This window comes from Pseudomonas sp. Z1-12 (assembly GCF_051132015.1).
GTDB lineage: Bacteria > Pseudomonadota > Gammaproteobacteria > Pseudomonadales > Pseudomonadaceae > Aquipseudomonas > Aquipseudomonas zanjanensis.
The window spans coordinates 2760695-2786204 of record NZ_CP071647.1 but is presented as its reverse complement, the minus strand read 5'-3'; the positions used below and the strand labels follow the sequence as shown (position 1 = coordinate 2786204).

The 25510-nt window shown below is 62.4% G+C and carries 12 protein-coding genes; 2 read left to right on the top strand and 10 right to left on the bottom strand.

The features are described from left to right. The first annotated feature begins 234 nt into the window (after positions 1-234). The gene (locus tag J3P85_RS12270; protein WP_434705997.1) at positions 235-5847 is read left to right on the top strand and encodes a putative Ig domain-containing protein; all 5613 of its coding nucleotides are present in this window, start codon (positions 235-237) and stop codon (positions 5845-5847) included. A 700-nt stretch (positions 5848-6547) separates the two neighbouring features. Here the strand turns inward: J3P85_RS12270 and J3P85_RS12265 are convergent. From J3P85_RS12265 to gabP, 4 genes are all read right to left on the bottom strand, one after another. After that, positions 6548-7897: a TolC family outer membrane protein gene (locus J3P85_RS12265; RefSeq protein ID WP_434705996.1), complete on the bottom strand. Its 1350-nt coding sequence runs from the start codon at positions 7895-7897 to the stop codon at positions 6548-6550. Positions 7898-7899: 2 nt separating this feature from the next. After that, positions 7900-9270, bottom strand: a complete 1371-nt coding sequence (locus J3P85_RS12260) for an HlyD family type I secretion periplasmic adaptor subunit (RefSeq protein WP_434705995.1) — start codon at positions 9268-9270, stop codon at positions 7900-7902. Then, the gene (locus tag J3P85_RS12255) at positions 9263-10984 is read right to left on the bottom strand and encodes a type I secretion system permease/ATPase (protein ID WP_186731086.1); all 1722 of its coding nucleotides are present in this window, start codon (positions 10982-10984) and stop codon (positions 9263-9265) included. The genes J3P85_RS12260 and J3P85_RS12255 overlap by 8 nt, the downstream gene beginning before the upstream one ends. Positions 10985-11292: 308 nt before the next feature. Next, positions 11293-12693 (bottom strand): GABA permease, encoded by a 1401-nt coding sequence (gene gabP, locus J3P85_RS12250; RefSeq protein WP_434705994.1) that lies wholly within the window; start codon positions 12691-12693, stop codon positions 11293-11295. Between the two features lie 594 nt (positions 12694-13287). Here gabP and J3P85_RS12245 point away from each other — a divergent pair. Further along, positions 13288-13899, top strand: coding sequence for a TetR/AcrR family transcriptional regulator (locus J3P85_RS12245; RefSeq protein WP_434705993.1), 612 nt, complete (start codon positions 13288-13290; stop codon positions 13897-13899). A gap of 43 nt (positions 13900-13942) precedes the next feature. Here the strand turns inward: J3P85_RS12245 and J3P85_RS12240 are convergent, their stop codons facing one another. The 6 genes from J3P85_RS12240 to J3P85_RS12215 all read right to left on the bottom strand — a co-directional run bounded on the left by J3P85_RS12240 (position 13943) and on the right by J3P85_RS12215 (position 25202). After that, positions 13943-15046: a polyamine ABC transporter substrate-binding protein gene (locus J3P85_RS12240; protein WP_434705992.1), complete on the bottom strand. Its 1104-nt coding sequence runs from the start codon at positions 15044-15046 to the stop codon at positions 13943-13945. A gap of 39 nt (positions 15047-15085) precedes the next feature. Beyond that, positions 15086-16423 carry an alginate export family protein gene (locus J3P85_RS12235; RefSeq protein ID WP_434705991.1) on the bottom strand — a complete coding sequence of 446 codons (1338 nt, stop codon included), beginning with the start codon at positions 16421-16423 and terminating at the stop codon, positions 15086-15088. Positions 16424-16538: 115 nt separating this feature from the next. Then, positions 16539-17801, bottom strand: coding sequence for a serine hydrolase domain-containing protein (locus J3P85_RS12230; protein ID WP_434705990.1), 1263 nt, complete (start codon positions 17799-17801; stop codon positions 16539-16541). 474 nt (positions 17802-18275) lie between these two features. Further along, positions 18276-18926, bottom strand: coding sequence for a response regulator transcription factor (locus J3P85_RS12225; protein ID WP_434705989.1), 651 nt, complete (start codon positions 18924-18926; stop codon positions 18276-18278). A gap of 64 nt (positions 18927-18990) precedes the next feature. Further along, entirely contained in the window at positions 18991-19584 is a 594-nt protein-coding gene (locus tag J3P85_RS12220; protein ID WP_434705988.1) for a lecithin retinol acyltransferase family protein, read from the bottom strand. A gap of 134 nt (positions 19585-19718) precedes the next feature. Further along, positions 19719-25202, bottom strand: a complete 5484-nt coding sequence (locus tag J3P85_RS12215) for a trifunctional serine/threonine-protein kinase/ATP-binding protein/sensor histidine kinase (protein WP_434705987.1) — start codon at positions 25200-25202, stop codon at positions 19719-19721. Positions 25203-25510: the final 308 nt, after the last annotated feature.

Here is a 25510-nt window from a genome sequence, read left to right as displayed (position 1 = left end):
CCGACGCGATCGCGAGCAAGCTCGCTCCCACAGGGGGGCGTCATGCGGCCTTGAAGCGTCAACGAAACGTTACTCCTGCCCACCCCGACAATACCGCTGATCAGTTAGTCCAGCTTTTTGACACTTTCCCCGATATGCGGTCACAACTTTTGCGCTCCGCTAGGTCATAACACCGAGGTCGTCGATGGAATATTGGCGTCTACCGAGGTTAAAGCCTGATACGGAGATAAGCTCATGATTTTCAACGTACAAGATTTTGGCGCCAAAGGAGATGGCATCACCGACGACACGGCAGCCATTCAAAGTGCGATTGATGCGGCGGCCGCGGCCGGCGGAGGCCAGGTGTACATGCCGACCGGCACCTACATCGTTTCGGGGGGCGAGGAACCTTCCGATGGCTGCCTGATGCTCAAGAGCAACGTCTACCTGTACGGAGACGGCATGGGCGACACCACGGTCAAGCTGGCCGATGGTTCCGACACCAAGATCACCGGTATCATCCGCTCGGCCTATGGTGAGGAAACCCATGATTTCGGCGTGAGCAACCTCACCATCGACGGCAACCGCGACAGCACCACCGGCAAGGTCGATGGCTGGTTCAACGGCTATATTCCCGGCGAAGAAGGCTACGATTCCAACGTCACCCTCGACAGCGTCGAGATCAAGGATTGCTCCGGGTACGGTTTCGACCCCCACGAGCAGACCGTCAACATGGTCATCAAGAACAGCGTGTCCCACGGCAACGGCCTGGACGGCTTCGTCGCCGACTTCCTCAGCGACAGCACCTTCGAAAACAACATCGCCTACAACAACGACCGCCACGGTTTCAACGTCGTCACCAGCACCCACGATTTCACCCTGACCAATAACGTCGCCTACGACAACGGTGGCAATGGCATCGTGGTCCAGCGCGGCAGCGAGGACATCCCCTCCCCCAGCAACATCACCATCACGGGCGGCGAGGTGTACGGCAACGGCGCCGAAGGCGTGCTGATCAAGCTCTCCAGCGAGGTCACCGTCACCGGCGTCGATATCCATGACAACGCCAGCGCCGGGATCCGCATCTACGGCAGCAACCACGTCGAGGTCATCGACAACACGCTCAACAATAATTCCCTGGGCGGCGCCGTACCGGAAATCATCATCCAGTCCTACGACGACACCCTGGGCGTGTCCGGCAAGTACTTCAACGGCAGCGACAACCTCATCCAGGGCAACATCATCAGCGGCAGCGACCTGTCGACCTACGGTGTTGCCGAGCGCAATGAAGACGGCACCGACCGCAACGCCATCATCGCCAACACCATCAGCCACACCAGCAAGGGCGCCACGCTGGTCTACGGCGACGGCAGCTACGTCAGCGCCACGGTGCCAATGACGACCGTGCAAGGTACGGCGGGCAACGACATCCTGACGGGCACCAGCGCCAGCGAGATTTTCTATGGCGTGGCAGGCAACGACACCCTCAACGCCGGGGCCGGAAACGACATTCTGGTAGGCGGCGCGGGCATCGACAAACTCACCGGCGGCACCGGCGCCGATACGTTCCGGTTCGTCGCGCAGTCGGACAGTTACCGCAACGCGACGACAAGCTTCGATGACACCATCACCGACTTCGACGTCACCCAGGACAAGATCGACCTCGCCGGCCTCGGTTTCACCGGCCTGGGCAACGGCCGCGGCGGCACCTTGCAGGTCAGCTACAGCGCCAGCAACAACCGGACCTACATCAAGGACTTCGACGCCGATGCCAGCGGCAACCGCTTCGAGCTGATCCTCACGGGCAACCTTGCCAGCACCCTGACCGCCAACAACTTCATCTTCAACCGGGTGATCACCGGCACCAGCGGCAGCGACTCGCTGTTGGGCAGCGATGCGGCCGACACCCTGCTCGGCCTGGCGGGCAACGACAGCCTCAGTGGCGGCGCCGGCGACGACAAGCTCGACGGCGGTGCCGGCATGGACACCCTCACCGGCGGCACGGGCGCGGACACTTTTGTGTTCGCCAATCGCCTGGACAGCTACCGCAACTACAACACCGGCGGCGCCAATCTCGGCGACCTGATCACTGACTTCAACATCAGCGCCGACAAAATCGATCTCTCGGCCATGGGCTTCACCGGCCTGGGAGATGGCAAGAACAACACCGTGTACCTGGTGCTCAACAGCGCCGGCACCAAGACCTACATCAAATCCCTGGAGGCCGACGCCAACGGCAACCGCTTCGAAGTGGCCCTGGACGGTAATTACCTCAACACCCTGACCAGCGCCAACTTCGTCTTCGCCACCTCGTCGCCGACCAACCAGGCGCCCGTGCTGGCCACGCCGTTGCTGGACCAGAACGCCACCGAAAACACCCCGTTCAGCTATGTGGTGCCGGCGACCAGCTTCACCGATCCGGACAACGACAGCCTCAGCTACACCGCCAGGCTCGCCAATGGCAGCGCCCTGCCCAGTTGGCTGACCTTCGATGCGGCCACCCGCACCTTCAACGGCACGCCACCCGATACGGCATCGGGCACCTACTCGATCCAGGTCACCGCGACCGATGGCAGCAACGCCACCGTCAGCGACAGTTTTACGCTCGCCGTGCAGGACGTCCCCGCCGCCATTGTGATCAATGGCACACCGAACAACGACACGCTGACCGGCACCGCTGCCAATGAGCAACTGTTCGGTGGCGCGGGCAACGACACCCTCAATGGCGGCGCCGGCAACGATATCCTGGTCGGCGGCACCGGGGTCGACAAGCTCACCGGTGGCACGGGCGCCGATGTGTTCCGCTACACCTCCAAGCTCGACAGCTATCGCACCAGTTCCACCAGCGCCAGCGACCAGATCCTCGATTTCGACGTGGCCGCCGACAAGATCGACGTTTCCGCGCTCGGCTATACGGGCCTGGGCAACGGGCTCAACGGTACCCTGCAGGTCACCTACAGTTCGTCGACCAACCGCACCTACCTCAAGGACCTGACGGTGGATGCCAACGGCAACCGGTTCGAGATCTCCATGGCGGGCAACTTTGTCAGCAGCCTGACGGCCAGCCACTTCGTCTTCGCCGACCAAGGCACCCCCACCAATGTGGCGCCCGTGGTGGTCACCCCGCTCCTGGACCAGAACGCCAGTGAAAGCACGCCGTTCAAATACACCGTGGCGAGCAACAGCTTCAGCGACGCCAACCAGGATGTGCTGACCTACACCGCAACCCTCGCCAACGGCAACGCCCTGCCCGCCTGGCTGAGTTTCAATGCCGCCAACCTGACCTTCAGCGGCACGCCCACCAGTACCGCGGCGGGCAACTACGACGTCTTGGTCAAGGCCACCGATCCGTCAGGCGCCTCGGTCAGCGACAACTTCACGCTGGTGGTCGCCGATGCGCCCGCCAACACCATCACTGGCACCGCCAATGCCGAGACACTCAATGGCACGACGGGCGCCGACCTGATCCTCGGCCTTGGCGGCAACGACACGATCAAGGCCGGCACCGGTGCGGATATCGTCGATGGCGGTGCCGGACGCGACGCGTTGTACGGCGGTGATGGCGCCGACAGGTTCCGGTACAACAACCTGTCCGACAGCTACCGCGACTACGACACCGGTGGTGTCACGGCCACCGACACGATTTACGATTTCACAGCCGGCGTCGACAAAATCGACGTCTCCGGGTTGGGTTTTCTCGGTCTCGGCGACGGCACCAACAGCACCTTGTACATGACGCTCAACGCGGCCGGCGACAAGACCTACGTCAAGTCCGCCGAAGCCGACGCCGATGGCAATCGCTTCGAGATCGCCCTCAACGGCAACTACCTCAACACCCTTACCGCCAACGACTTCGTCTTCGCCGAGCGCGCCCAGCAGGACATTCTCTACCTGCCAACCCTGGGTCAATCCAACGCGCGCTTGCTGCGCATGAGCGAGGACGATGATCAATCCGGCACCTCGATGCTGGTCAACGACCTCAACCGCTACACCACCTATGACGTGCGCAGCCAGTTCAACGATGCCGATGGCAACGGCATCGACATCGCGGTGGGCGGCAGCACGGTCAACGGCCTGTCCACCCTCAGCGCCGAGGAACTCAAGCTGTGCTGGTGGTTGACCGACACCAACCAACCCGGCCCGGCCCTGTTGCGAGCGGTGACATTGCTGCGCGACCAGCGCACCGAACTGCAGTCGATCGATAACGTCACCATGGGCATCATCTGGGGCCAGGGTGAAGAAGCCGCCCAGGAAATCGCCCGTGCCACGGACAAGGCCGCAGCTGCGGCGGCGTACAAGGCTGCGACCTTGAAGGTGTTCGATTACCTGCATGCCCAGTTCGGCAATTTCAGCGTGTACCTGATGGAAACCGGTCATTACTCAGAGGACGCGGCCCGGGCCCGGGGTTATTCGGAAGAGAAGATCGCTGCCATCGTCGAGGGCGTCGGTTATGTCCGCGCCGCCCAGGAAGCCATGGCCGCCGAACGCGCCGACGTCAAGCTGGCGGTGGACTATACCGACCTGCCGTTGCGCTACGAAGTCGATCCACTGGTGTATCCCGATGACGTCTGGCACCTGCACGAGGAATCGGCGGAAATCGTTGGCCAACGCCTGGCGGACTACATTGCCAATGACCTCGGCTTCCAGGGCAACCCCGACGACAATAACAGCGTGCAGGACATCTTCGACAAGGGCCAGAACCAGGGCGGGATGATCGCCGGCACCGACCAGGACGACACCCTGGTGGGCAGCACGGGTAACGACACCCTGGATGGCGACTTGGGCGCCGACACCTTGACCGGTGGCGATGGCAACGACATCTACGTGGTCGACAATGCGTTCGACAGCGTGGTGGAAACCAACACCTCGACCGCGCAGATCGATACGGTGCAAGCCTCGGTCAGTTGGACGCTGGGGGCCAATCTCGAGAACCTGGTGCTCACCGGCGTGTCGGACATCGACGGCACCGGCAACGAACGGCGCAACTTCATCACCGGCAATACCGCCAACAACGTGATCGACGGCGCCGCCGGGGCCGACAGCATGAGCGGAGGCGATGGCAACGACACGTATTTTGTCGACAATGCCGACGACAGCGTGATCGAGACCAGCACCAACGCAGTGACCGGCGGGATCGACAGCGTGCACAGCAGCCTGGCGGCCTACACCTTGGGCAGTAACGTCGAGAACCTGTATGTCGATAGCCCCGGCGCCGCCAATGGCACCGGCAACGCCTTGGACAATACGTTGTTCGCCAGTGCCGGTAACAATGTCCTGGATGGACGCGATGGCATGGATACGGCGAGCTATGAACGGGCACTGTCCGGTGTGACCGTCAACCTCTCGACGTCGGCGCAGCAGAACACCGTGGGTTCCGGACTCGACACTTTGAAATTCATCGAGAACCTGGAAGGCAGCGCCTCCGCCGACACGCTGTCGGGGAACAGTGCGGCAAACGTCCTCGACGGCGGGGCCGGCAACGATACGTTGGTGGGCGGTTCGGGCGATGACCGCTTGATCGGCGGCGCAGGCACCGACAACCTCACCGGCGGCACCGGCGCAGACACCTACGCGTTTGGTGCGCTGTCGGACATGGGCGTCGGGGCTTTGCGCGATGTGATCGGTGGTTTCAAGAGTGCCGAGTTCGACAAGTTGGACCTCACCGGCCTGGACGCCAACCCACTGACCGCCGCGGTCGACGCCTTCACGTTCATCGGCAGTAACGCCTTCGACGCCAGCAATGCTACCGGCCAGTTGCGCTTCGTCGATGGCATCCTTTCCGGCAGCACCAACGCCGACGCCACCCCCGAGTTCGAATTCGAACTGGTCGGCGTCAAGGAGCTGCACGCCAGCGACTTCACCGCCTGACCCAAGCCCCCTCCGGGGGGCTTGAGCTGAAAACCCAAGACAACCACAGACCAGAACTGTGGGAGCGAGCCTGCTCGCGAAGGCGCCGGCACATCCAACAGGAATGCTGACTGACACACCGCTTTCGCGAGCAAGCCCGCTCCCACAGAAGTCGTGTTGTGCCTGAAAAACCCAGGTCAACCGCAGATCAAAACTGTGGGAGCGAGCCTGCTCGCGAAGGCGCCGGCACATCCAACAGGAATGCTGACTGACACACCGCTTTCGCGAGCAGGCTCGCTCCCACAGGAATCGTGTTGTGCCAGAAAAACCCAGCTCAACCACAGAGGCCCTGCTGTGCCAGAAAAACCCAGGTCAACCGCAGATCAAAACTGTGGGAGCGAGCTTGCTCGCGAAGGCGTCGGCACATCCAACAGGGATGCTGACTGACACGCCGTTTTCGCGAGCAGGCTCGCTCCCACAGGAATCGTGTTGTGCCAGAAAAACCCAGGGCAACCACAGAGGCCCTGCTGTGCCAGAAAAATCCAGGGCAACCACAAATCAAAACTGTGGGAGCGAGCTTGCTCGCGAAGGCGCCGGCATATCCGGCAGGGACGCTGACTGAAACACCGCTATCGCGAGCAAGCTCGCTCCCACAGGGGACGTGCTGGGCCGGAAAACCGCAGGTAACCACAGGGGTGCACAAACTTGAACCCAGGCTTGTCTAGAACAGGCTTTGCACCTGCTCCAGCACTGCGCGGTTCATCTGGCCGGTGTGGGTGTGCAGGCTCACATAGCTTTGCAGCATGTCGAGCTTGGTGTTGAGCAGGTCCCGGCGGGCCTGGAACAGTCGCTGCTGGGCGTCAAGGATATCCACCGTGGAACGCACCCCGCCCTGGAAGCCTTTTTCCGTCGAGGTCAGCGCTCGCTGGTTTGACTCCACCGCCCGCTGCATCGCCTTGCTCTTGGCGAACCCGGCGACGACGCCCAGGTAATCGGCCTCGATGTCCTCGGCCAGTTGCTGGCGCTGCACGTCGTAGTCAGACTGCGCACCCGCCAGTTGCGCTTCGGCCTTGGCCACCGAGGCCCGTACCGCCCCGCCGCGATACAGCGGAATGTCCAACTGCACGCCCACATAATAGGTGTCCTGGCGCGGGTCGAGTTCCTGGTATTGACGGGTTTCACGGCGGGTCAACTGAGTGGTCAATGACAACGTCGGATAATGACCAGCACGCTGGCTGTCGGCCTGGGCCTCGGCGACTTTCACCGCTGCCAGCCGAGCGGCCAGCTCGGGGCTGGCCTGGCGGGCAATCGCGGTCCAGTATGGCAAGTCCTGCTCCGGCGGGATCGGGCTACCGGCGGCCAGTTCCTCGCGCATCGGCAGGATGTCATCGATGGGCACACTGGCCCGCCCGGACAACGCCCGCAATGCCGCCACGCGACGGGCCTGGGCTTCGGCTTCCTGGGCCTGCACCAGGTCGAGCCGCGCCTGGGCTTCGTCGATATCGGTAATCGCCCCCTGGCCGCCCTCATAAAGCTTTTTGCTCTGGATGACCAAGCCTTGGATCGCCGCCTTCTGCTGCTGGATCAGCTTGATCTCGTTCTCGGCCCGGGCGACGTCGAAATACCCCTTCGCCACTCGGTCATACAAGGTCTGGCCGGCCACGTCGAACACCTGGGTGCCCAGTTTCCCCCGCGCCTTGCCTTCCTGGTACGCCGCCCAGCGGGCCTTGTCGTAGAGCGGTTGTTGCGCCGCCAGGGTGACGTTGTTCGCCTGGTAATCGTTGCTGTTGACGTAACTGTTGTCGTCGCCGCCGTCGGTCCGCCCGCCGTAGCCATAACGCGAGGACAGCGAGACTTGCGGATAGAGGCCGCCGCGACCGATGTCCTCCTCGTGCCGCGAGGCTTCAAAGGCGTGGGCCGCCGCTTGCACGGTCGGATCGTTGAGGCGCGAGGCATCGTAGGCTGCGGTCAGGCTCAAGCCACTCTCCGCGGCCCACACAGGACTGAGCACCACCCAACCGGTCCACAGGCTTAGCAGTACACGCACGCAAGAGCGGCAACGGTCGACCATGCTCATTCCTCCTTGAAGGCTACCAGCAAGCGTTCACGCAACGGTTTCATCAGGTAATTCATCAAGGTGCGTTCGCCCGTCACCACCGTGACATCGGCGAGCATGCCGGGGCGCACCAGCAGGCCGGCGCTTTGCAACGCGGCCACGGTGTCGGCGGGAATCTCGACCTTGGCGGAGAAGTACGGCAGGTGCGTCCGCTCGTCGATCAGTTGGTCTGCCGACACGGTCGCCACGGTGCCGGTGACCGTCGGCGTATCCACCCGTTGCAGCGCGGTGAAATGCACGTGCACCGGCAGGCCCGGGCGCAGTTTGTTAGCCATCAGCGGCTCGAAGCGGGCGGTGATCGCCATCGGCGCATCCAGCGGCACCACTTGCATCAGGGTCTGGCCAGCCTGCGCCACGCCGCCGACCGTATGAATGCTCACGTCCATCACCTGCCCGGCCACCGGTGCGCGGATCGCACCGTTGTCGACTTCGAACTGCAAGGCCCGGATCTGATCGGCATAACCGGCCGCCTCGGCCGAGACCTCGCTGAGCTGCGTCTCGGCATCGCGGCGAAACTCCTGCTGCGCCTGCAAGGCCTTGAGCCGGCTTTCGTTGATCGCCTGGCGAGTCCTGCCGACATCCCCCACGCCGGAGGCGATCTGCCCCGCCAACTGGGCCGCGTTGCGCTCGGCCTCGAACAGTTTGTTGCGCGGAACGTAGCCTTCCCGGGCCAGGTCACGCAGGCCTTCAAGCTCCTGCTGCTGAAAACGCATCTGCGCATCGTAGTTGCGCTTGACGCCTTCGTAGCCCAGCAACTGTTGCTGCAACGCCGCGACTTCGTGCTCGATGATCTGCAAGCGACTGCCCAGCTCCGCGCGACGTGTGATGAACAACTGACTCTGCAAGGCCATGGCCGCCTTCACTCGTGGCTCGTCGGCGCGCGCCAGCAACTCCGCAGGCCATTGGATCTCGGCGCTGCCCAGGCGCTCGGCAATCAGGCGCGCCTCGATGCTGCGATCATTGAGCAGCTTGCCCAGGGTCACGTCCAGTTGCGACTGCGCTTGCACCGTGTTCAGTTGCACGAGCAATTGCCCCTGGGTGACCCGGTCGCCATCGCTCACCAGCAGCTTTTCCACCACTCCGCCAACCAACGACTGCACCGCCTTGCGCTCCCCCGCCACCACCACGGTGCCGCTGCCCACCACTCCCTGGTCGAGTGGCGCCAGGCAGGCCCAGAGCAGGAAACCGCCCAGCGTCAGGACCAGGAATCCCACGCCATAACGCGCCGCACTCCCGGCATCAGTCCGAGCGCTGGGTAGTGTCGTGGTGCCGCGCACGCTCAACCCCTGCTCGCTGTAGGTCTGTGCCTCAGGGATCAGATCACGCATCGCCGCCCGCCTCCCGGACCGCGGCCGGTCGCGGCCCCGGCATCAATGCCTTGAGCACCCGGTCCCGAGGGCCGAACGCTTGTTGAGTCCCGTCCTTCAACACGAGGATGTGATCGACCACCGCCAGCACACTGGGCCGGTGCGTGATCAAGACCACGGTGCTGCCGGCCGCCTTGAGGGCACTGATGGCCTGGACCAGCGCCAGCTCGCCGGCGTCATCGAGATTGGAGTTGGGTTCATCGAGCACGATCAACGACGGCCGCCCGTAGAGCGCACGCGCCAGGCCCAGGCGTTGTTTCTGCCCACCGGACAAGCCAAGCCCGCCGGGGCCCAGCGGCGTGTCGTAGCCCTTGGGAAACCGCAGGATCATTTCGTGGATACCGGCATGCCGTCCGGCTGCAATGATCTGGTCGGCGTCCTGCTCACCGAAACGGGCGATGTTGTCGGCGACCGTGCCGTCGAACAACTCGATGTCCTGGGGCAGGTAGCCGAGGTGCGGGCCCAAGGCGTCGTGGGACCACTGGCTGATCTCGGCATCGTCCAGGCGCACCGACCCGCCCATGGCCGGCCAGACCCCGACCAGGGCACGGGCCAGCGTCGATTTGCCACTGGCACTGGGCCCGACCACGGCCAGCACGTCGCCCTTGGCGAGGCTGAAGTTGATCCCGCGCAGGATCGGTTGCGAAGCCCCCGGCGGGCCGACATACAACTGCTCCAGGCGCACCGCCCCGGTGGGCGGTGGCAACGGCATGCGCAAGCGATCACGAGGGTGCTGCGCCAACAGTTGGCTCAGGCGCTGGTAGCTCTGGCGCCCGGAATTGAATTGTTTCCACGAGCCGATGGCGATTTCCACCGGCGCCAGGGCTCGCCCCAGCAACAGCGACATCGCAATCATCATGCCCGCCGACAGTTGGCCTTCCAGTACCAGCAAGGCCCCCAGCCCGAGGGCCAGGGATTGCCCGGAAATCCGCACGAAACGCGTCGCCGAGGTGATGCGCGCACCGCGATCGCTGGCATGGGCCTGGGCGGCAATGATGCGCTGCTGCAACAGGCTCCAGCGCTGGCGCAACGGCCCGAGCATGCCCAGGGCCTGGATGACTTCAGCGTTGTGCAACGTGCTGTTGACATAGATCGACGACTGCACCCCCAGGCGATTGGCCTCGCCCAGGCGCGTACGTGTCGCCAGTTCGCCCCACAGCGCCAAGCCGATCAGCACCAGGGCGAGTACCAGCGTCAACACGCCGAACCAGGGATGAAAGATGAACGCCACCAGCAGGAAGATCGGCAGCCAGGGCGCGTCGAGCAACGCGATCAGGCCCTGCCCGGTGATCAACTGCCGCAGTGTCGCCAGGTCAGTGAGCACCTGCGCCGGGTTAGCGTTGTGTTCCCGCAGGCTGCGGGCGAAGGCGGCGTCGAAAACCCGCTCGCCCAAGGCATCGTCCAGCCCCGCGCTCATGCGAATCATCACCTCGCCGCGCACCCACTCGATCAGGGCACTGAACATGAACAGTCCCAGGGCCATCAAGGTGAGCATGAACAAGGTGGTTTCGTTACGGCTGGTGAGGACCCGGTCGTAGACCTGCATCATGTACAGCGACGGCACCAGCACCAGCAAATTGATCACGCCACTGAACAGCGCCAGGGCCCAGAACACCCGGCGGTAGCTCAATAAGGCAGCATCGATGTCATGACGCGGATCGAGTAGAAACCCCATGGGAAAAATCGCCTGCAAGAGAAAGGGTCGGTCCAGGACGCAATCCATCGCAAAGCTCTTTTCCCCGAAAGTGCTCGAGAAAAACCATCCAGCTGATATGCCGATAACAGGGACGATCCTCATCCCCACAGACGCCAATTACTGACAACGCGACCGCAGGTTAGTGCCGGTTCGCAGGGCTGGGTTTGCAAGTGGGTGACAGGCGGAAGGGCCGCGCTTCAAGACTGAGGTTTTTGCGTCTTGAATGGGCTGAAAAGAGGGTTTGTTGACGCCAGTAACGTGGCGTCAACAGGGTAAAAAATCAGGGATTAGCCGAGGGAAGCGACACTCTCCGGCTGGGGTGGATGCCGCGACGTCGCCAGGCCGATAAACGAAATGATCAGCGCCAGGCCCAGGGTCGTGCTCACCTCGCTGCGGTGCTCGGGCGAGATCATCATGACCGCCAGCGCCGCCGAGATGAACACGATGACCAACCAGGTCAACCAGGGAAACAACCACATGCGAAAAGGCAGCTCGATGTTCTGTCGTTGCAGCATCCGGCGCATGCGCAGTTGCGAGATGGCGATCACCAGGTACACCAGCAAGGCGATGGCACCGGAGCTGGCGAGCAGGAACTGGAACAGGCCGGCGGGCATGAAGTAGCTGAACAAGGTGACACCCGCGCCCAGCACGGTACTGGCAATCACCGCGGACCGTGGCACTCCGGCCGAGGACGTCACCTTCACGGCCTTTGGCGCATCGCCGCGACGGCCCAGGGAGTACAGCATCCGCGAGGCGATGTAGATCGAGGAGTTCATGCAACTGGCCACGGCAATCAGCACCACCACATCCACCAGGAATTTAGCGTGGGGAATGTTCATCAACTCCAGCGCCCGCTGGTAGGAGCCCACTGAAGCCAGGAGCGGATCGTTCCACGGCACCACGGAAATGACCACGAAGATCGACAGCAGGTAGAACACACCGATGCGCCAGATCACCGAACGGGTGGCCTTGGCAATGTTCTGCGCGGGGTTGTCGGATTCAGCCGCCGCGATGGTCACCGCCTCCGTACCGATGAAGCTGAACATGATGGTGATGAACGCGCCCACCACCGCCGACAGGCCATTGGGGGCGAACCCGCCGTGCTCCTCCATCAACCGGCTCAGGCCGCTGGCTTCGCGCTCGGGAATCCAGCCCATCAGCACCGCGAAACCCAGGGAGATAAAACCAATGATCGCCACGACCTTGGCCATGGCGAACCAGAATTCGAACTCACCGTACTTCGACACGCTGAACAGGTTCGTCACCGCCAGCAAAACGATCGACACCGAGGCGAACAGCCAGGCATCGACGGCGGGAAACCATTGGTTGAGCACATGGCCGGCGGCCAACGCTTCGATGGGAATCACCAGCACCCAGAACCACCAGTAGAGCCACCCGATGGTGAAGCCGGCCCAGCGCCCGATGGCCTGGTCGGCATAGGTCGAGAAGGAGCCGGTGTCCGGATTGGCAACCGCCATCTCACCCAGCATGCGCATGACCAGGACCACCAACGTCCCGGAAAACAGATAGGCCAGCATGACGGCCGGGCCGGCGGCGGCAATGGCATGACCCGACCCCACGAACAGACCCGCACCGATGATTCCGGCAATGGACAGCATGGTGACGTGTCGAGGCTTGAAGCCCTGTGCCAGATGGCCGTTCGAATCCTTGAAGCTGGGGCTGGTCATTTTCTTATTCTCTTGTGATCGAACATTGAGGCGCGCGCAGGGACAGTCGGTGTTTCGGTTTTTCCGCCCCTCCTGGAAGCGGCACCATCAGGTTTGTATTGATCCACCCTGGGCGAACGTGCGCACTTGCGGTGAAAAGTCGCGCCACGTTACCCGCCTTCCCTCCCGAGTTAGTTACCTGAACGCGCCACCTATGTGCCTGATTTCGCCAAATGAGGCATGGCGTTTTGCCCATTGTGGCGAGGGGATTTATCCCCGTTGGGCTGCGCAGCAGCCCTAAAAAACTATCGGCTCGGTGTATCAGGTCAACGGCACTTTGGGGCTGCTACGCAGCCCAGCGGGGATAAATCCCCTCGCCACAAAAGCTCCCGATCAGATCCCAGAAATAAACCCTTTAAAAACTTTACTGGGTTAAGTATTTTGCATGCCTATGCCCGGCCCGCCGGTAGCCCGCAACCCTGTGGGAGCGAGCTTGCTCGCGATAGCGGTGTATCAGTCGACTCCAATGCTGCTGACCCGACGCCATCGCGAGCAAGCTCGCTCCCACAGGGTGGGTGCCAAGGCCTTTAACCTTCTTTGCGACAAGGACCTCCCGTGAGCGGACTGCGTGAACGTCAAAAAGCCGAACGCCGCCAAGCCATCAGCAAGGCGGCGGTCGAACTGTTCGAGCGCCAGGGTTTCCAGAACACCACCATCGAACAGATCGCCAGCCAGGCCGGCGTGTCGGCGCCCACCGTGTTCAAGTACTTCGGCAACAAGCAGGAGATCATCCTGGAGATCCTGCACGACGCCGACCAGCGCGCTCTCACGGACACCCGCAGCCAGATGCCTGAAATCGACGACCCGGTGGAAGCGCTGTGTTATCTGGAACGGCTGTTGACCGGCTACGCGCTGGAGGTCATGCACCCGAGCCTGTGGCGCGAGTTGCTGCCGCTGATCCTGTTTGGTGGCGACAATGGGCTACCCGAGGGGTATCGCGCCATGAACGATGCGCTCAGGGCTGAAATCAGTGGGCTGATCAGGGAGTTGCAACAAGCCGGCAAACTACGCGCCGATCTGGACGTCGACCTCGCCGCGTTCCTGTTGAACGACTATTCGCACTTGCAGCTGTTCAGGTTGGTCAACCAGGAACAACCGGACATCGAGGCACATTCCGCCCAGGTCCGGCGCATCACCGAATTGCTCTTCCTGGGCATGCGCACCTGAACCACTGAGACGGACCCGGCGCCGCAACGCCGGGTCACGCCGATCAGCGATGGGTCTTGATGCCCGTCCAGGTGCGGGTACGAATCCGCTCCACGGCGGCCGGCACCGGTTCCAAGGCGAACAGGGTCTTGCGCGCCTCGTCCGGCACATACATGGCGGGGTTGTTGCGGATTTCAGCATTGACCAGTGCCGTGGCTTCCCTGTTCGGGTTGGGGTAGCCAATCTTGTTGCTGATCCGCGCAATGACATCCGGACGCAAGATGTAGTTGATGAAGGCGTAGGCCTCCTTGGCATGAGGCGCATTGGCGGGCACCATCATGACGTCCGACCACATCGGTGCGCCCTCCTTGGGCAGCGCCATCTCCACCTTGACCCCCTTCCCGGCGTCTTCGGCCAGTCGCTTGGCCAGGGCCACCCCACCGGACCAACCCACCCCGACACAGATCTCACCGTTGGCCAGGTCCATGCCATAGCGCGATGAATTGAAGTAGGTGATGTACGGCCGAACCTTGAGCATGGCTGCCTGTGCCTTGGCGTAATCCTCACGTTTCTGGCTGTTGGGGTCCAACCCTTCGTAGTGCAAGGCAATGGGCACGATCTCGTTGGCGGCGTCCAGCAGACCCACGCCACAACTGGCCAGCTTGGCCATGTTCTCTTCCTTGAACAGGATGTCCCAGGTATTCATTTGCACATCGGCCCCCAGCACCTGGCGCACCTTGTCGACGTTGTAGCCGATCAGGGTCGTGCCCCACAGGTACGGCGCGGCATAGCGGTTGCCCGGATCGCCCACCGCTTCCAGGGACTTCATGAATTCGGGGTCCAGATGCTGCCAGTTCGGCAACTGGCTGCGGTCCAGGGGCTGGACGGCGCCGGCGGCGATCAGATGACTGACGTTGGAACTGCTCGGGTAGACCACGTCATACCCCGAGTTGCCGGTTAGCAGCTTGGACTCCAATGTCTCGACGCTGTCGAAGACGTCATAGATAGGGCGAATGCCGGTTTCCTCCTCGAAACTCTTGAGGATTTCCGGCGGCAGGTACTCGATCCAGTTGTAGATTCGCACCGTCCGCTCTTCGGCCAGGCTCGCGCCACTGACCAGCATCGAAACGACAGCGCCCAGCAAGGTGTTGCGCAAAAACAGGCTCATGATCAAACACTCCAGCGCGGCCGCGAAGGCTCGCGACACTTAATAGCGGTAGGTGAAGAAGAGTTCCAGCGCGCTGAATTTCCGGTCGTCGCCGAAGACCTGTTTGGCCGCCGCCATGGGCTTGACCCAGTTGTAGGACAGCGAGGTGGACAGCGACTTCGAAGGTGCCCAATCCAGGAAGACTACACTCTCGTCGGCAAACCGTTTATCGCTGACGGCGGTGCCCATATAGTTTTTTTCGTCCAGCCAGAACTGATAGTGGATCGCACCGAGGGTGAGGGTTTCGTTGAGGTGGGTCTTGAGTGAGAACTGCTGGACGTCTTCGTTGCTGTTGAACAGCAGGTAGTTGCCGACGACATCGCCGATCAACCAGGTGCTCCAGTCGACGAAGCCCTTGGTCAAGGGATCCCAGGCTTTCTGCCGGTTGTCGGTGAGGTTGTCGTCGCCGGAAAAACTCGCGTAGCGGTAGCCGATCACCGGGGTCAGCGGCAGTGTGCTGAAGGTGTAATCGGCCTGGCCGTACCAGGCCTTGGCATCGTAGTCCGCACCTTCGCCGCTGCCTCGCTCCACGGCATATTCGGCGTTGAGGGCCAGGTCCGGGAGACCCGGGAGCCGGGCGTTCAAGGCCCTGACGTTGTACACCAGCATGCCATCGCGACGACGCGGCAACGTGCTGCCCTTGGGCCCCATGGCCTTGACCTTCAGCGCGGTGGCACCCAGCGTCACCTGGTCGTCGAGGTTGTAGTCCAGGTTCACGCCGCTCAGGCGAAAGTCACCCAGGTCGCTGTCGGTTCCCAGGCTGAAACCCTGGACTTTCAACGCGCCATGGTCCCAGGCGACCACCGCCGAATCCTTGAAGGCAGTGCGTGGGGCGAGCCAATAGGCGCCGTCATTGAACTGGTCGAGGTTACCATCCATGACGATGAAACCATTGCCGATCATGTAGTTCTGGCGACCGCCCGTGACCGTCCACTCCCCGGCCCGGAAACCGCCATAGAATTCTTCGGTAGACACCTTGCCATCGGAGCTGCGGGTGAAGCCACCGGCGTCGCCATCACCGAAGGTGGTCGCTCCCACCAGGGAGCCGCCGGCCAGCAGGCTGAAATCCGGCTGCACGGCGTATTCCAACTTGACGCCCGGCTTGACGTAGAACTCCTGCCAGTCGATTTTCGTGCCGCCATTCTTGCCGCTGCGCAGGTCCACCACGCCGCCGCCAAAATTGACGTTGCGGGTGGACACGGCTGCGCCACCGGCCGTCAGGTTGACCTCGCCCTTGAGGTTACCCTCCTCGAAGGTGTAGCCCGCCCAGGCAACCTGGGCGGTCAAGGGTAACCCGAGCACGAGGCACGTTCGGGACAAACGCATCATGGAAACCATATGGAGCTCCTGTTGATTATTGTTGTTACAGGGCAGTGAATGGCGGCGCAAACCCGCGCCAACACCTGGCCGGGCCAGATGAGCGGAACGAAATTGTTGTGTTTATCGGATGAAGTCAGGGCGTCAGTTGCGCCGCGATGGCTCGCAGCATGCGCACGCTGTCGCCGTCGAACGGGCTGACGGCCTCGCCCAGGGATGACTGCTTGACGATCACCACGCCGGAGGGTTTGTCGATGAACAGGTATTGGCCATGGATGCCACCGGCCATGAGCGCCTGGCTGTGGTCGTTGAAGACATACCATTGGCTGCGGTAGGACGCGCCCGGGGTCCAACTGGAAAAGTCGGCGCAGGCGGCATAGATCGCCGGGTCGGCCCCAGCGGCAATACCGGCGAGGGCCTCGGCCGAGAGCAATTGGCGCCCGTCCTGGCGGCCGTCATTGGCCAGCAGGCGGCCGAAGCGCGCCATGTCACGCAGGGTCGCGCTGAACCCGGCACCGGCCACGCTGCGGCCCCAGGGATCGGCCAGGAAATAGCCGTCGCGCTCACAGCCCAACTGGCTCCAGACCGCCTGCAGCAACTGGTGACAGGCCTTGCCGGACGCCCGTTCCATGACCCAGGCCAACGCCTCGGTGGTGGCCGTCACATAATGGAAAAAGCCGCCGTGACTGCCGCGTTTGCGCAGTGACGGCAAGTATTGGTACAGGGATTCGAACGTCGTGTACTGCGCCGGTGCCGGCTGGAAACCGCAGGCGTAACCGTATTGGGAACTCTCCGAATCCGGATCCTCATAGACCTCGCTGTAATCGACGGCCACGGCCATGTCGAACAGCTGGCGCACGGTCGCATCGCCGAACGCACTGCCGGTCAGTTCCGGTACGTAATGGGCGGCCGCCAGCGTCGGGTCCAATTGGCCTTCGCAGACCAGTTGTTCACCCAGGGCCCCGATCAGCGACTTGGTCACGGAAAACATGATGTGCCGATCCTCGGGGCGCTGGCCGTTGAAGTAACGCTCGAACAGCACGGTGTCGCCCTTGAGGACCAGGAACGCATCGGTCTGGCTGGCGATCAGGTGGTCGATCACGCTGATGCTCAAGCCACACTCGCTGTCGAAGTGCAGCGCATCCAGCGGCTGGAGCGCCTGCTTGAACGCGCTGACCGGCCCGCTGCCAGCCTGTACATCGATGGAGGGACGCAAGCGCGCCAGGTTGCGGAAGCCCCATTGGTTGAACGGCGGGCTCATCCAGTTGTGCCAGGTGACACGGCGGAGGGGTTCGGCGGGAAAGCCTTGCATCAGCGAAGGCGCCAGGCGTGCGTCGGAGGGCGATTCGTGAGTCTCGACGTAAAGACTGGCCAGCGAAGGCACGGTGTTCTGATTCATTGGGTTGCCCCTGCGAAATGACTCTGCGTGAAAGCAGATGCAGGAGAATAATTACTCGATGTAATTTTTTAGTCAATAAAACTTTTTATCGACATCGCTTACCAGCATTGGCCCAGTGAAACCAGTCAACGTGGTTTGCCTGTAGGCATTGCAGGGGCCTGCTTCGCAGGCCAAAGGGAGCACGCTCCCTCGCCACAGGGGATTGGGTTGGCTCGAAATTTCAGTGTTGGGGCTGAGCGGGCTGTGGCGAATGAGTGATCGCCATCGCGAGCAAGCTCGCTCCCACAAGGGACCTGCGCCGAATTCAGAACGCCTGAACACACCCGATTCCCTGTGCTCCTGTGGAATGCAAAGCTCATGAACACCCAGGGTTCCCTGTGGGAGCGAGCTTGCTCGCGATGGCGCCAGCCCAGACATCGCTGCCCCGTGGCGAGGGAGCTTGCTCCCGCTCGGCTGCGCAGCAGTCGTGATCGCTCACCGACCCTGCCCGGCGCCCAAGGCTTCGGCCATCCGGACCAGGTCCGCAAACGACTTGGCGCACATTTTTTTCATGGCATGGGCGCGATGGATCTTCACGGTGATTTCGCTCAGGTTCATCTGCCCGGCGATCTGCTTGTTCATCAGCCCCGTGACCGCAAAACCCATGACTTCCTTTTCACGGACGGTGAGCGTCTGGTAGCGGGCATGCAGATCGGAAAATTGCTGCTCGACTTGCCGTCTCCGGACATCCGCCTGAAGCGCCGCGGACACCGCATCCAGCAGGTTCTGTTCACGGAAAGGTTTCGCCAGGAAATCCACGGCGCCGGCTTTCATCGCCTTGACCGACATCTCGATGTCGCCGTGGCCGGTGATGAAAATGATCGGGATATTCGAATTCGACTCCGCCAACTGCGCCTGGAAGTCGAGGCCACTGGCGCCTTGCAACCGTACATCAAGGACCAGGCAACTGGGGCACTCGGTCTTCGGTTGCCGAAGAAAGTCCGCCGTGGAGGCGAACGTCTCGACGCGGATCCCGACCGAGCGTAGCAGGTTGCTCAACGCATCGCGCATGGAGGCATCGTCATCCACCACGAACACAATAGAACCTTTGAGACCCGCCTCATTGGATGAAGCATTACCGTTCATTCACGACCCTTCCGGCGAGTGAAACGAAAAAAAGTGTAGCACAGCGACCTTGCGCGACCCGCCCCTAGGCAATCAGCTGCGGCTCCAGCGTCGAAATAAAAGCGAAAAGATCACGGGGACGCTGGAAATAAGCGTCGACCTGAGCGCTGTAGTGTTTTCCGCTGATGCACCAGTTGCAAAAGTGCTCGCAGTTGTTGGACAGGATCCGATATTTATTCTCACCGAGCCGTGAGCGCGCCCGCCTGACGACTTCATCGTTGGAGTATTCATACGGCTCCTGCGCGATCCATACCGGTTTGCCATGGGCGAAATGTTCAAGGTCGATCACTTCGATGGGGCCGGATCTCAGCGAACCGCTGAACCCGGAGTAGTGGGCGACTTTCAGGTCGCCCAGGTAAATCCCGTGATGCAAATAGAATCCCCGTGGGCTGATCAGGTGCGCGCCGATCGGCAACGTGGCCCCAGACTGTTCGACATGCACCCATTTCAAGGCGATATCGGACAAGCCACGATTGCGGGCCGCTGCGCACCCCTGCCCGTCCATCATCGGCGCACCCAGGCGATAGAAAGCGCTCGCCGTGACGAGCGCCATCAACACCAGCGCGACCGAACGAAGCGCAGAAAGTCCATCCATTGCCCGGTGGGTTAAATCGATCATGGCTCACACTCCGCAACCCTTGGGGCCAATCTATCGCCCGGGTTGCGACGTTGCATTTGTACGTGGGAGTGGAACCGGTGATCTATTGATATGCGGCTTTTAAACCTAAGTATGAATCGAACGCCGTCGAGTCCTCAGGCAGGCGTTTCCCCCTGGACGATGGGCAACGTGAATTGAACGGTAGCGCCGCGAGGTTGATTGGCGCAGGCCTTCAGACAACCGCCGTGGGACTCGATGATCGAACGACAGATCGATAACCCCAAGCCCAGCCCGGTGGGTTTGGTGGTGTAGAACGACGTGAACACCTGATCGACGTTTTCCGAGGCGAACCCCGGCCCCGAATCGCTCACACTCACCAGCACCCAATCGGCCCCCTCTAACGTTGCGCAGATCCACAACTGCCGTTCGCCCTCGTTGACGCAGCTCATCGCTTCGAGCGCATTCATGATCAGGTTGAGCAGCACCTGTTGCAGCTCGACCCGGTCACCTTGGATGAGCGGCAAACCGTTGGCCAGTTGCGTCTGGATCGAGACGCCGCTCTTGATGATCTGGCCGCGGGTAAACTCGATCATTTCGCCAATGGCAACGTTGATGTCCACCGGGCCTTTTTGTGGCGGCGCCTTGCGGATATGCCCACGGATCCGCCCCAGCACGTCCGCCGCCCGATTGGCGTCGTAGATGAGGCGCCCCAGTACCTGACGGACTTCCTCGATCTCGGGTGGCTGGGTGTTCAGCCAACGCAGGGCGGCATCGGCATTGAGAATCGTCGCGGCAATCGGCTGGTTGACTTCATGGGCGATCGAAGCCACCAACTGCCCCATGGTCGCGACTCGGTTGGCGTGGGCCAGCTCGGTTTGCACCTCGCGATAACGTCGCTCGCTTTCGCGGATCTTTTCTTCCGCCTGACGGCGTTCGGTCAGGTCCAGCACGAAGGCCACCCCTTCCCTGCTGTTGGCCTCGAACAGCGCCAGGCCGACGATGACCGGCAGGCGGCTGCCATCCTTGCGAAAATATTCCTTTTCATAAGGCCGGGCGTGCCCGGTGAGCAATGCCTGGGCCAGAGAACGTTCGCTCAGTTCGCGGAACTCCGGCACCGTCAGGTCCCGCCAGCCCAGGCGGCCCAACGCCAGGTCATCGCGCTCGTAGCCGACCATGCGCAGAAAGGCATCGTTGGCTTCGATAATGTCGCCATCGGCATTCCAAAACAGAATGCCAATGATGTTGGCGTCGACCAGGCGCCGGATCCTCGCTTCGCGCTCGGCGACTTCGCGATACAAGCGGGCATTTTCCAATGAGATGGCTGCACGGGACGCCAAGAGTTTCAATACGGCGATCCGGGTTGGGTTGAACACATGGGCAGCCAGATTGTTTTCCAGATAGAGCGCGCCGACGAGCTTGGCCTGGTTCAGCAACGGCACGCAGAGAATCGAGCGGGCATGCTGCTGGCGGATATACGGGTCCGCGGCAAACGGCGCCGCGATCAGGGCATCGTCAAGAAAAACGCTCTCCCCGGTGCGCAGGACGTGATAGAGAATCGACTCCGGCAACAGTGCCGCGCTCACCGGGGCATTGTGGATTTGCGTTACGTGGTTGCCGGTGGTCACCTGCGCCGCGACTCGGTACTCGCCGTCGCTGGACAGGATCAATAATCCACGTTCGGCGCCGGCCTGTTCGATCGCCGTGCACATGACCATGTCGATGAGCTTATCCAGCACGATTTCCCCCGACACCGCCTCGGAGACCTTGAGTACGGTGGCCAGGTCCAGGTGCTCGACCGGCGTCGTCATCGTCGTCGTTGGACCGGGCACAGGCGCTTCGGTCCTCAGCGATGGATAGGTCTGCTCCAACTGCCGCACTTTGCCCTCAGCGCCCCAACGCTGGTAGGCGTAACGAGCATCCTGGAGATAGACGCGGGCGATCTTGCCGAAACCACGAGCGGCATAGAAGCGCGCCGCGAGCTCGTTGGCCAGCGCCTCGATATGGACAAAACCGCTTTCCTGCGCGGCTTGGATGGCTTGCTCGTACAGCAACTCGGCATCGATTACGCGCCCTTCGACCCGGGCCATTTCGGCACCCACCAGCGCGGTACGGCTGGCGAAGTTCTCCGGACATTGCTGTGTCCATGCTTGGAGCTGACGGTAATTGGCCGCCATCTCCATCCGGTGAAATTCGCGCTCGTCCACCGGCACACGGTCACAGTAGGCCGCCCGCGCCAGCGCGCCGTAGAAATGGTATTCGGCTTCCTCGAAAAACGCCTGGCAAACCCAGAGCAGACCCTGGGCCTTCGCCGCCGCAGCCATGGCCGCTTCGGGATCGTCGGCCAGGTAGCGGGCCTGCAGTTTGCGGACCCAATACAAACATTCAGCCAGGACCAGATCCGGGTTGCTGGACAAGTGGGTTTCGATGGCCGGTTCGTCCAACTGGCCGTCATCCAGGCTACCGAACGTCCGCGTCACGCCCCGAAGCATCCGGATCAGCGCCAACTGGGCGACGATAAAATCCGTCACCAGCCCGAAGTGCACACTCCTGGCATAGGCCAGGCCCCGCTCGGCTTCGTCTTGAACATCGGCCAACGGCTCGCCCGCGAACAGCAGATCGGCGGTGAGGTTGTTGCCGGCGTAAGCGCCATACGGCAAGTCACCGATCCGATTCGCCGCCGCGAACGAACGACGCAACAGGTCCCGGCATTGCCCCACGGGCTTCATCCAACGCACGGCAAAGCACGAAAAACACAGATAAGTACTGGCCTCGAATCGCCGCAGTCCACGTTTTTCAATGAGGTCGCAACCCAGCTGGCCGAAGCGGAATCCCATCTGGTAGTCACCGAACCGCCGGCCGGCGACCCGGAACAGATTGGCGTACAGCACGCAGGACGCATCGCAGTTGCCCTGCTCCAGGCTCAAGGTGACCGCCTTGCAGATCAACAGATCCGCCAGGTTCGCTTCACTCTGCAAGGCGGGCGCAAAGAGCTTGCCCAGCGCGTTGAGCGTCGCCAGGGAGGTGGCATCCTTCATCAGCGGCAGATCGATGAGGTCCTCGATGGCCCGGCCTTCAAGCAGTTCCCCGATGCGCTCGTACTCGCGACGAACATCGTCGTCGCTCGGGTGGGCCGACCACTCGATCCCCACATGACGCAGGTAGTCGAGGCAGACAGCCACCGCGCCATCGCTGCGATCCAGGAGCAAGTAGACATCCATCAGCAGGCACGCCACGTTGGCCCGCTCGATCACCGTCACGGCGCGGTCGGCCAGGGCCTTCAGGCGTTCGTCCGCGGCACCGAGTTGCCCGGTAAGGAACTCGCATTCGGCCCGGTTCAATTCCAATCCGAAGATCAAGTCATGGCGCCCTGTCCAGCAGTCTTCATCCAGCAACTGCACGCCGGTGGCCAGGTAGTTGAGGGCCGAAGCATAGGCCGTCGAGGCCTTGGCCCTTTGGCCGGCCAGCAGGTTGAATTCAGCCAACTGCTCCCGCTCAGCCCGGTCGGTGAGCAATGCCGCGCCACGATTGAGCTGGCCGGCAATTTCAAAGATCGCCTCTTCAAGCGCCTGGGCGTCCGTTTGCGCCGCGAGCAGCCGTCCGATGCGCAGGTGCGTCTCGGCACGCGCAGCCTGGGGAATCAGCGAGTAGGCGGCCTCATGAATGCGGTCGTGAACGAATCCATAGGCATCGTCCAGCCGCTCGACCAGTTCCTGGCGGACCGCCTGCCACATCACCGCCCGGACCTGCGTCGGGGAGATGTCCAGAACGGTGGAAAGCGCCTTGAGCCCGGCCACGTTGCCCAGGCACGCCAGTTGCTGCAACGCCTGCTGCGTGTCGGCCGGCAAGCGGACCAATTTGCCAACCATCAGGTCGACGACATTGTCGGTGTAGCCCTTGGCGTGAATGCGCTGCGGATCCCACCACCACTGCCGCGCCTCGTGATCGAAGGTCAGCAATCGCTCGTCAGCGAGGGCCTGCAGGAACTGGATCACGAAGAACGGATTGCCCGCCGTCTTGTCCAGCACCAGTTGCGCCAGCGGCTCGACACGATCAACGGCGTCATGCAGGGCCTCGGCGATCAACTGCTCGACGTGCACCTTGGCAAGGGGCGCCAGGGTGATCTCGCTGATCTTGCCTCCCGCGTTCCGAATGGCCTTGAGCTTGCCCGTCAACGGGTGCGTGGCATCCACCTCGTTGCTGCGGTAGGCGCCCACCAGCATCAGGTGGCGCACATCGGCGCTGGTCAGCAGGTCCTCCAGCAGGTCGAGCGTTGCTGCGTCCAGCCATTGCAGATCGTCGAGAAACAGCGCCAGCGGATGATCCGCGCGGGCGAACACACCGATGAAGCGCCTGAACACCAGCAGGAAGCGGCGTTGCTCCTGTTGGGGATCAAGCGCCAGGACCGCTGGCGGCTCGCCGATGATGAGCTTGAGTTCGGGGATCAGATCGGTCATGAGCCGCGCGTTGGCATCCAGCGCTTCCAGCAATGCCTCGCGCCAACTCGCCAGTTCCGTGTCGCTCTTGCCCAGCAACGTGCGCACCAGGCTCTGGAAGGCCTGCACCAGGGTCGAATAAGGGATGTCACGCCGGTACTGGTCGAACTTGCCACTGGCGAAAAGGCCCCGCGGCGGAACCAGGACTTTGTGCAACTCATTGACCACCGAGGATTTGCCGATACCGGAGTAGCCCGTCACCAGCACCAGTTCCGGCGCACGGGTTTCGACCACCCGGCCGAACGCGGCGACCAGCGTCTCGACGTCACGCTCACGGCCGTAGAGTTTTTCGGGAATCAGCAGCCGATCGGAGGCGCCCTGCTCGCCCAGGGCAAAGACATCGATGTGCCGCGATTGTGTCCAGTGCGCCAAGCAACGACGCAGATCATGTTCGACACTCGCGGCGGTCTGATAGCGCTCCTCGGCGGTCTTGGCGAGCAGTTTCATGACGATCCGGGACAGCATCTCGGGGATGGTTTCGACCCGCGTACTGGGCGGTGAAGGCATCTTGGCGATATGGCAGTGGACCCACTCCATAGGGTCGGACGCAGTGAACGGCAGCGAGCCAGTCAACATCTGATAGAGCATTATGCCGAACGAATAGAGGTCACTGCGCGAATCGATCGAGCGATTCATCCGGCCGGTCTGCTCGGGCGCCATGTAGGCGAGCGTGCCGGCCAGGGTTTCGGGGGCCTGGCGCTCCCGCGGCAGCCGCGAAGCCAGGCCGAACCCGGTGAGCCGCGCCTGGCCATCGTCGCAGTTCACCAGGATGTGGCTGGGCTTGATGTCCTTGTGAACGATGCCGCGCTGGTGGAGCTTGCCCAGCGCCATGGCGATGCTCACCGCAAGGCGCAGGAACGTCGCCGTTTCCATCGGTGCGATCAGCAACTGCACGAGCGGCACGCCGCCGGGATCCTCGAGCAGCAGCCGCACCTGGGCCCCTTCGCGCACAATGTCGAGGGGTTGTACCGACCAGGCGCCATCAAGCTCATCCTTCAGGCCAAACTCATGGGCGAGCCGGTCAAGGCAACCAGGGCGAGGCTGTTCGGTCGCGGGCCGGGCCACCAGGACCGTGTCGTCGCCGTCCACACCCGAGCGCAATTCCCGACAGAAGATACGCTCACCATCGTCCCATAGTATTTGCATGCTGTTATTCCATCGGCACAGGAGCACTATTTTGTTTGGTCTGCCGCACTTTGCCGTCGGCTGTCGTCCAGTGTCATGTCGCACTTGCCGATGTCGTCGCCAGGTGGCGACTTCCGTGGCTGCGCTGGATGCCTGAGGGTAAAGCATGTGCCGGGATCCAGGACGGGGCGTGTTGCGCTCTTTAGATTAGCGCTTACCGAAAGCGCTTCACAATTTTTTCATGGCCTGGCGCAGCACCGGGCACAAGGCACCAACCCTTAGGTCTTAGGGCGTTATACGTAGGTATACTTCTGCCCCTTATGGGACCG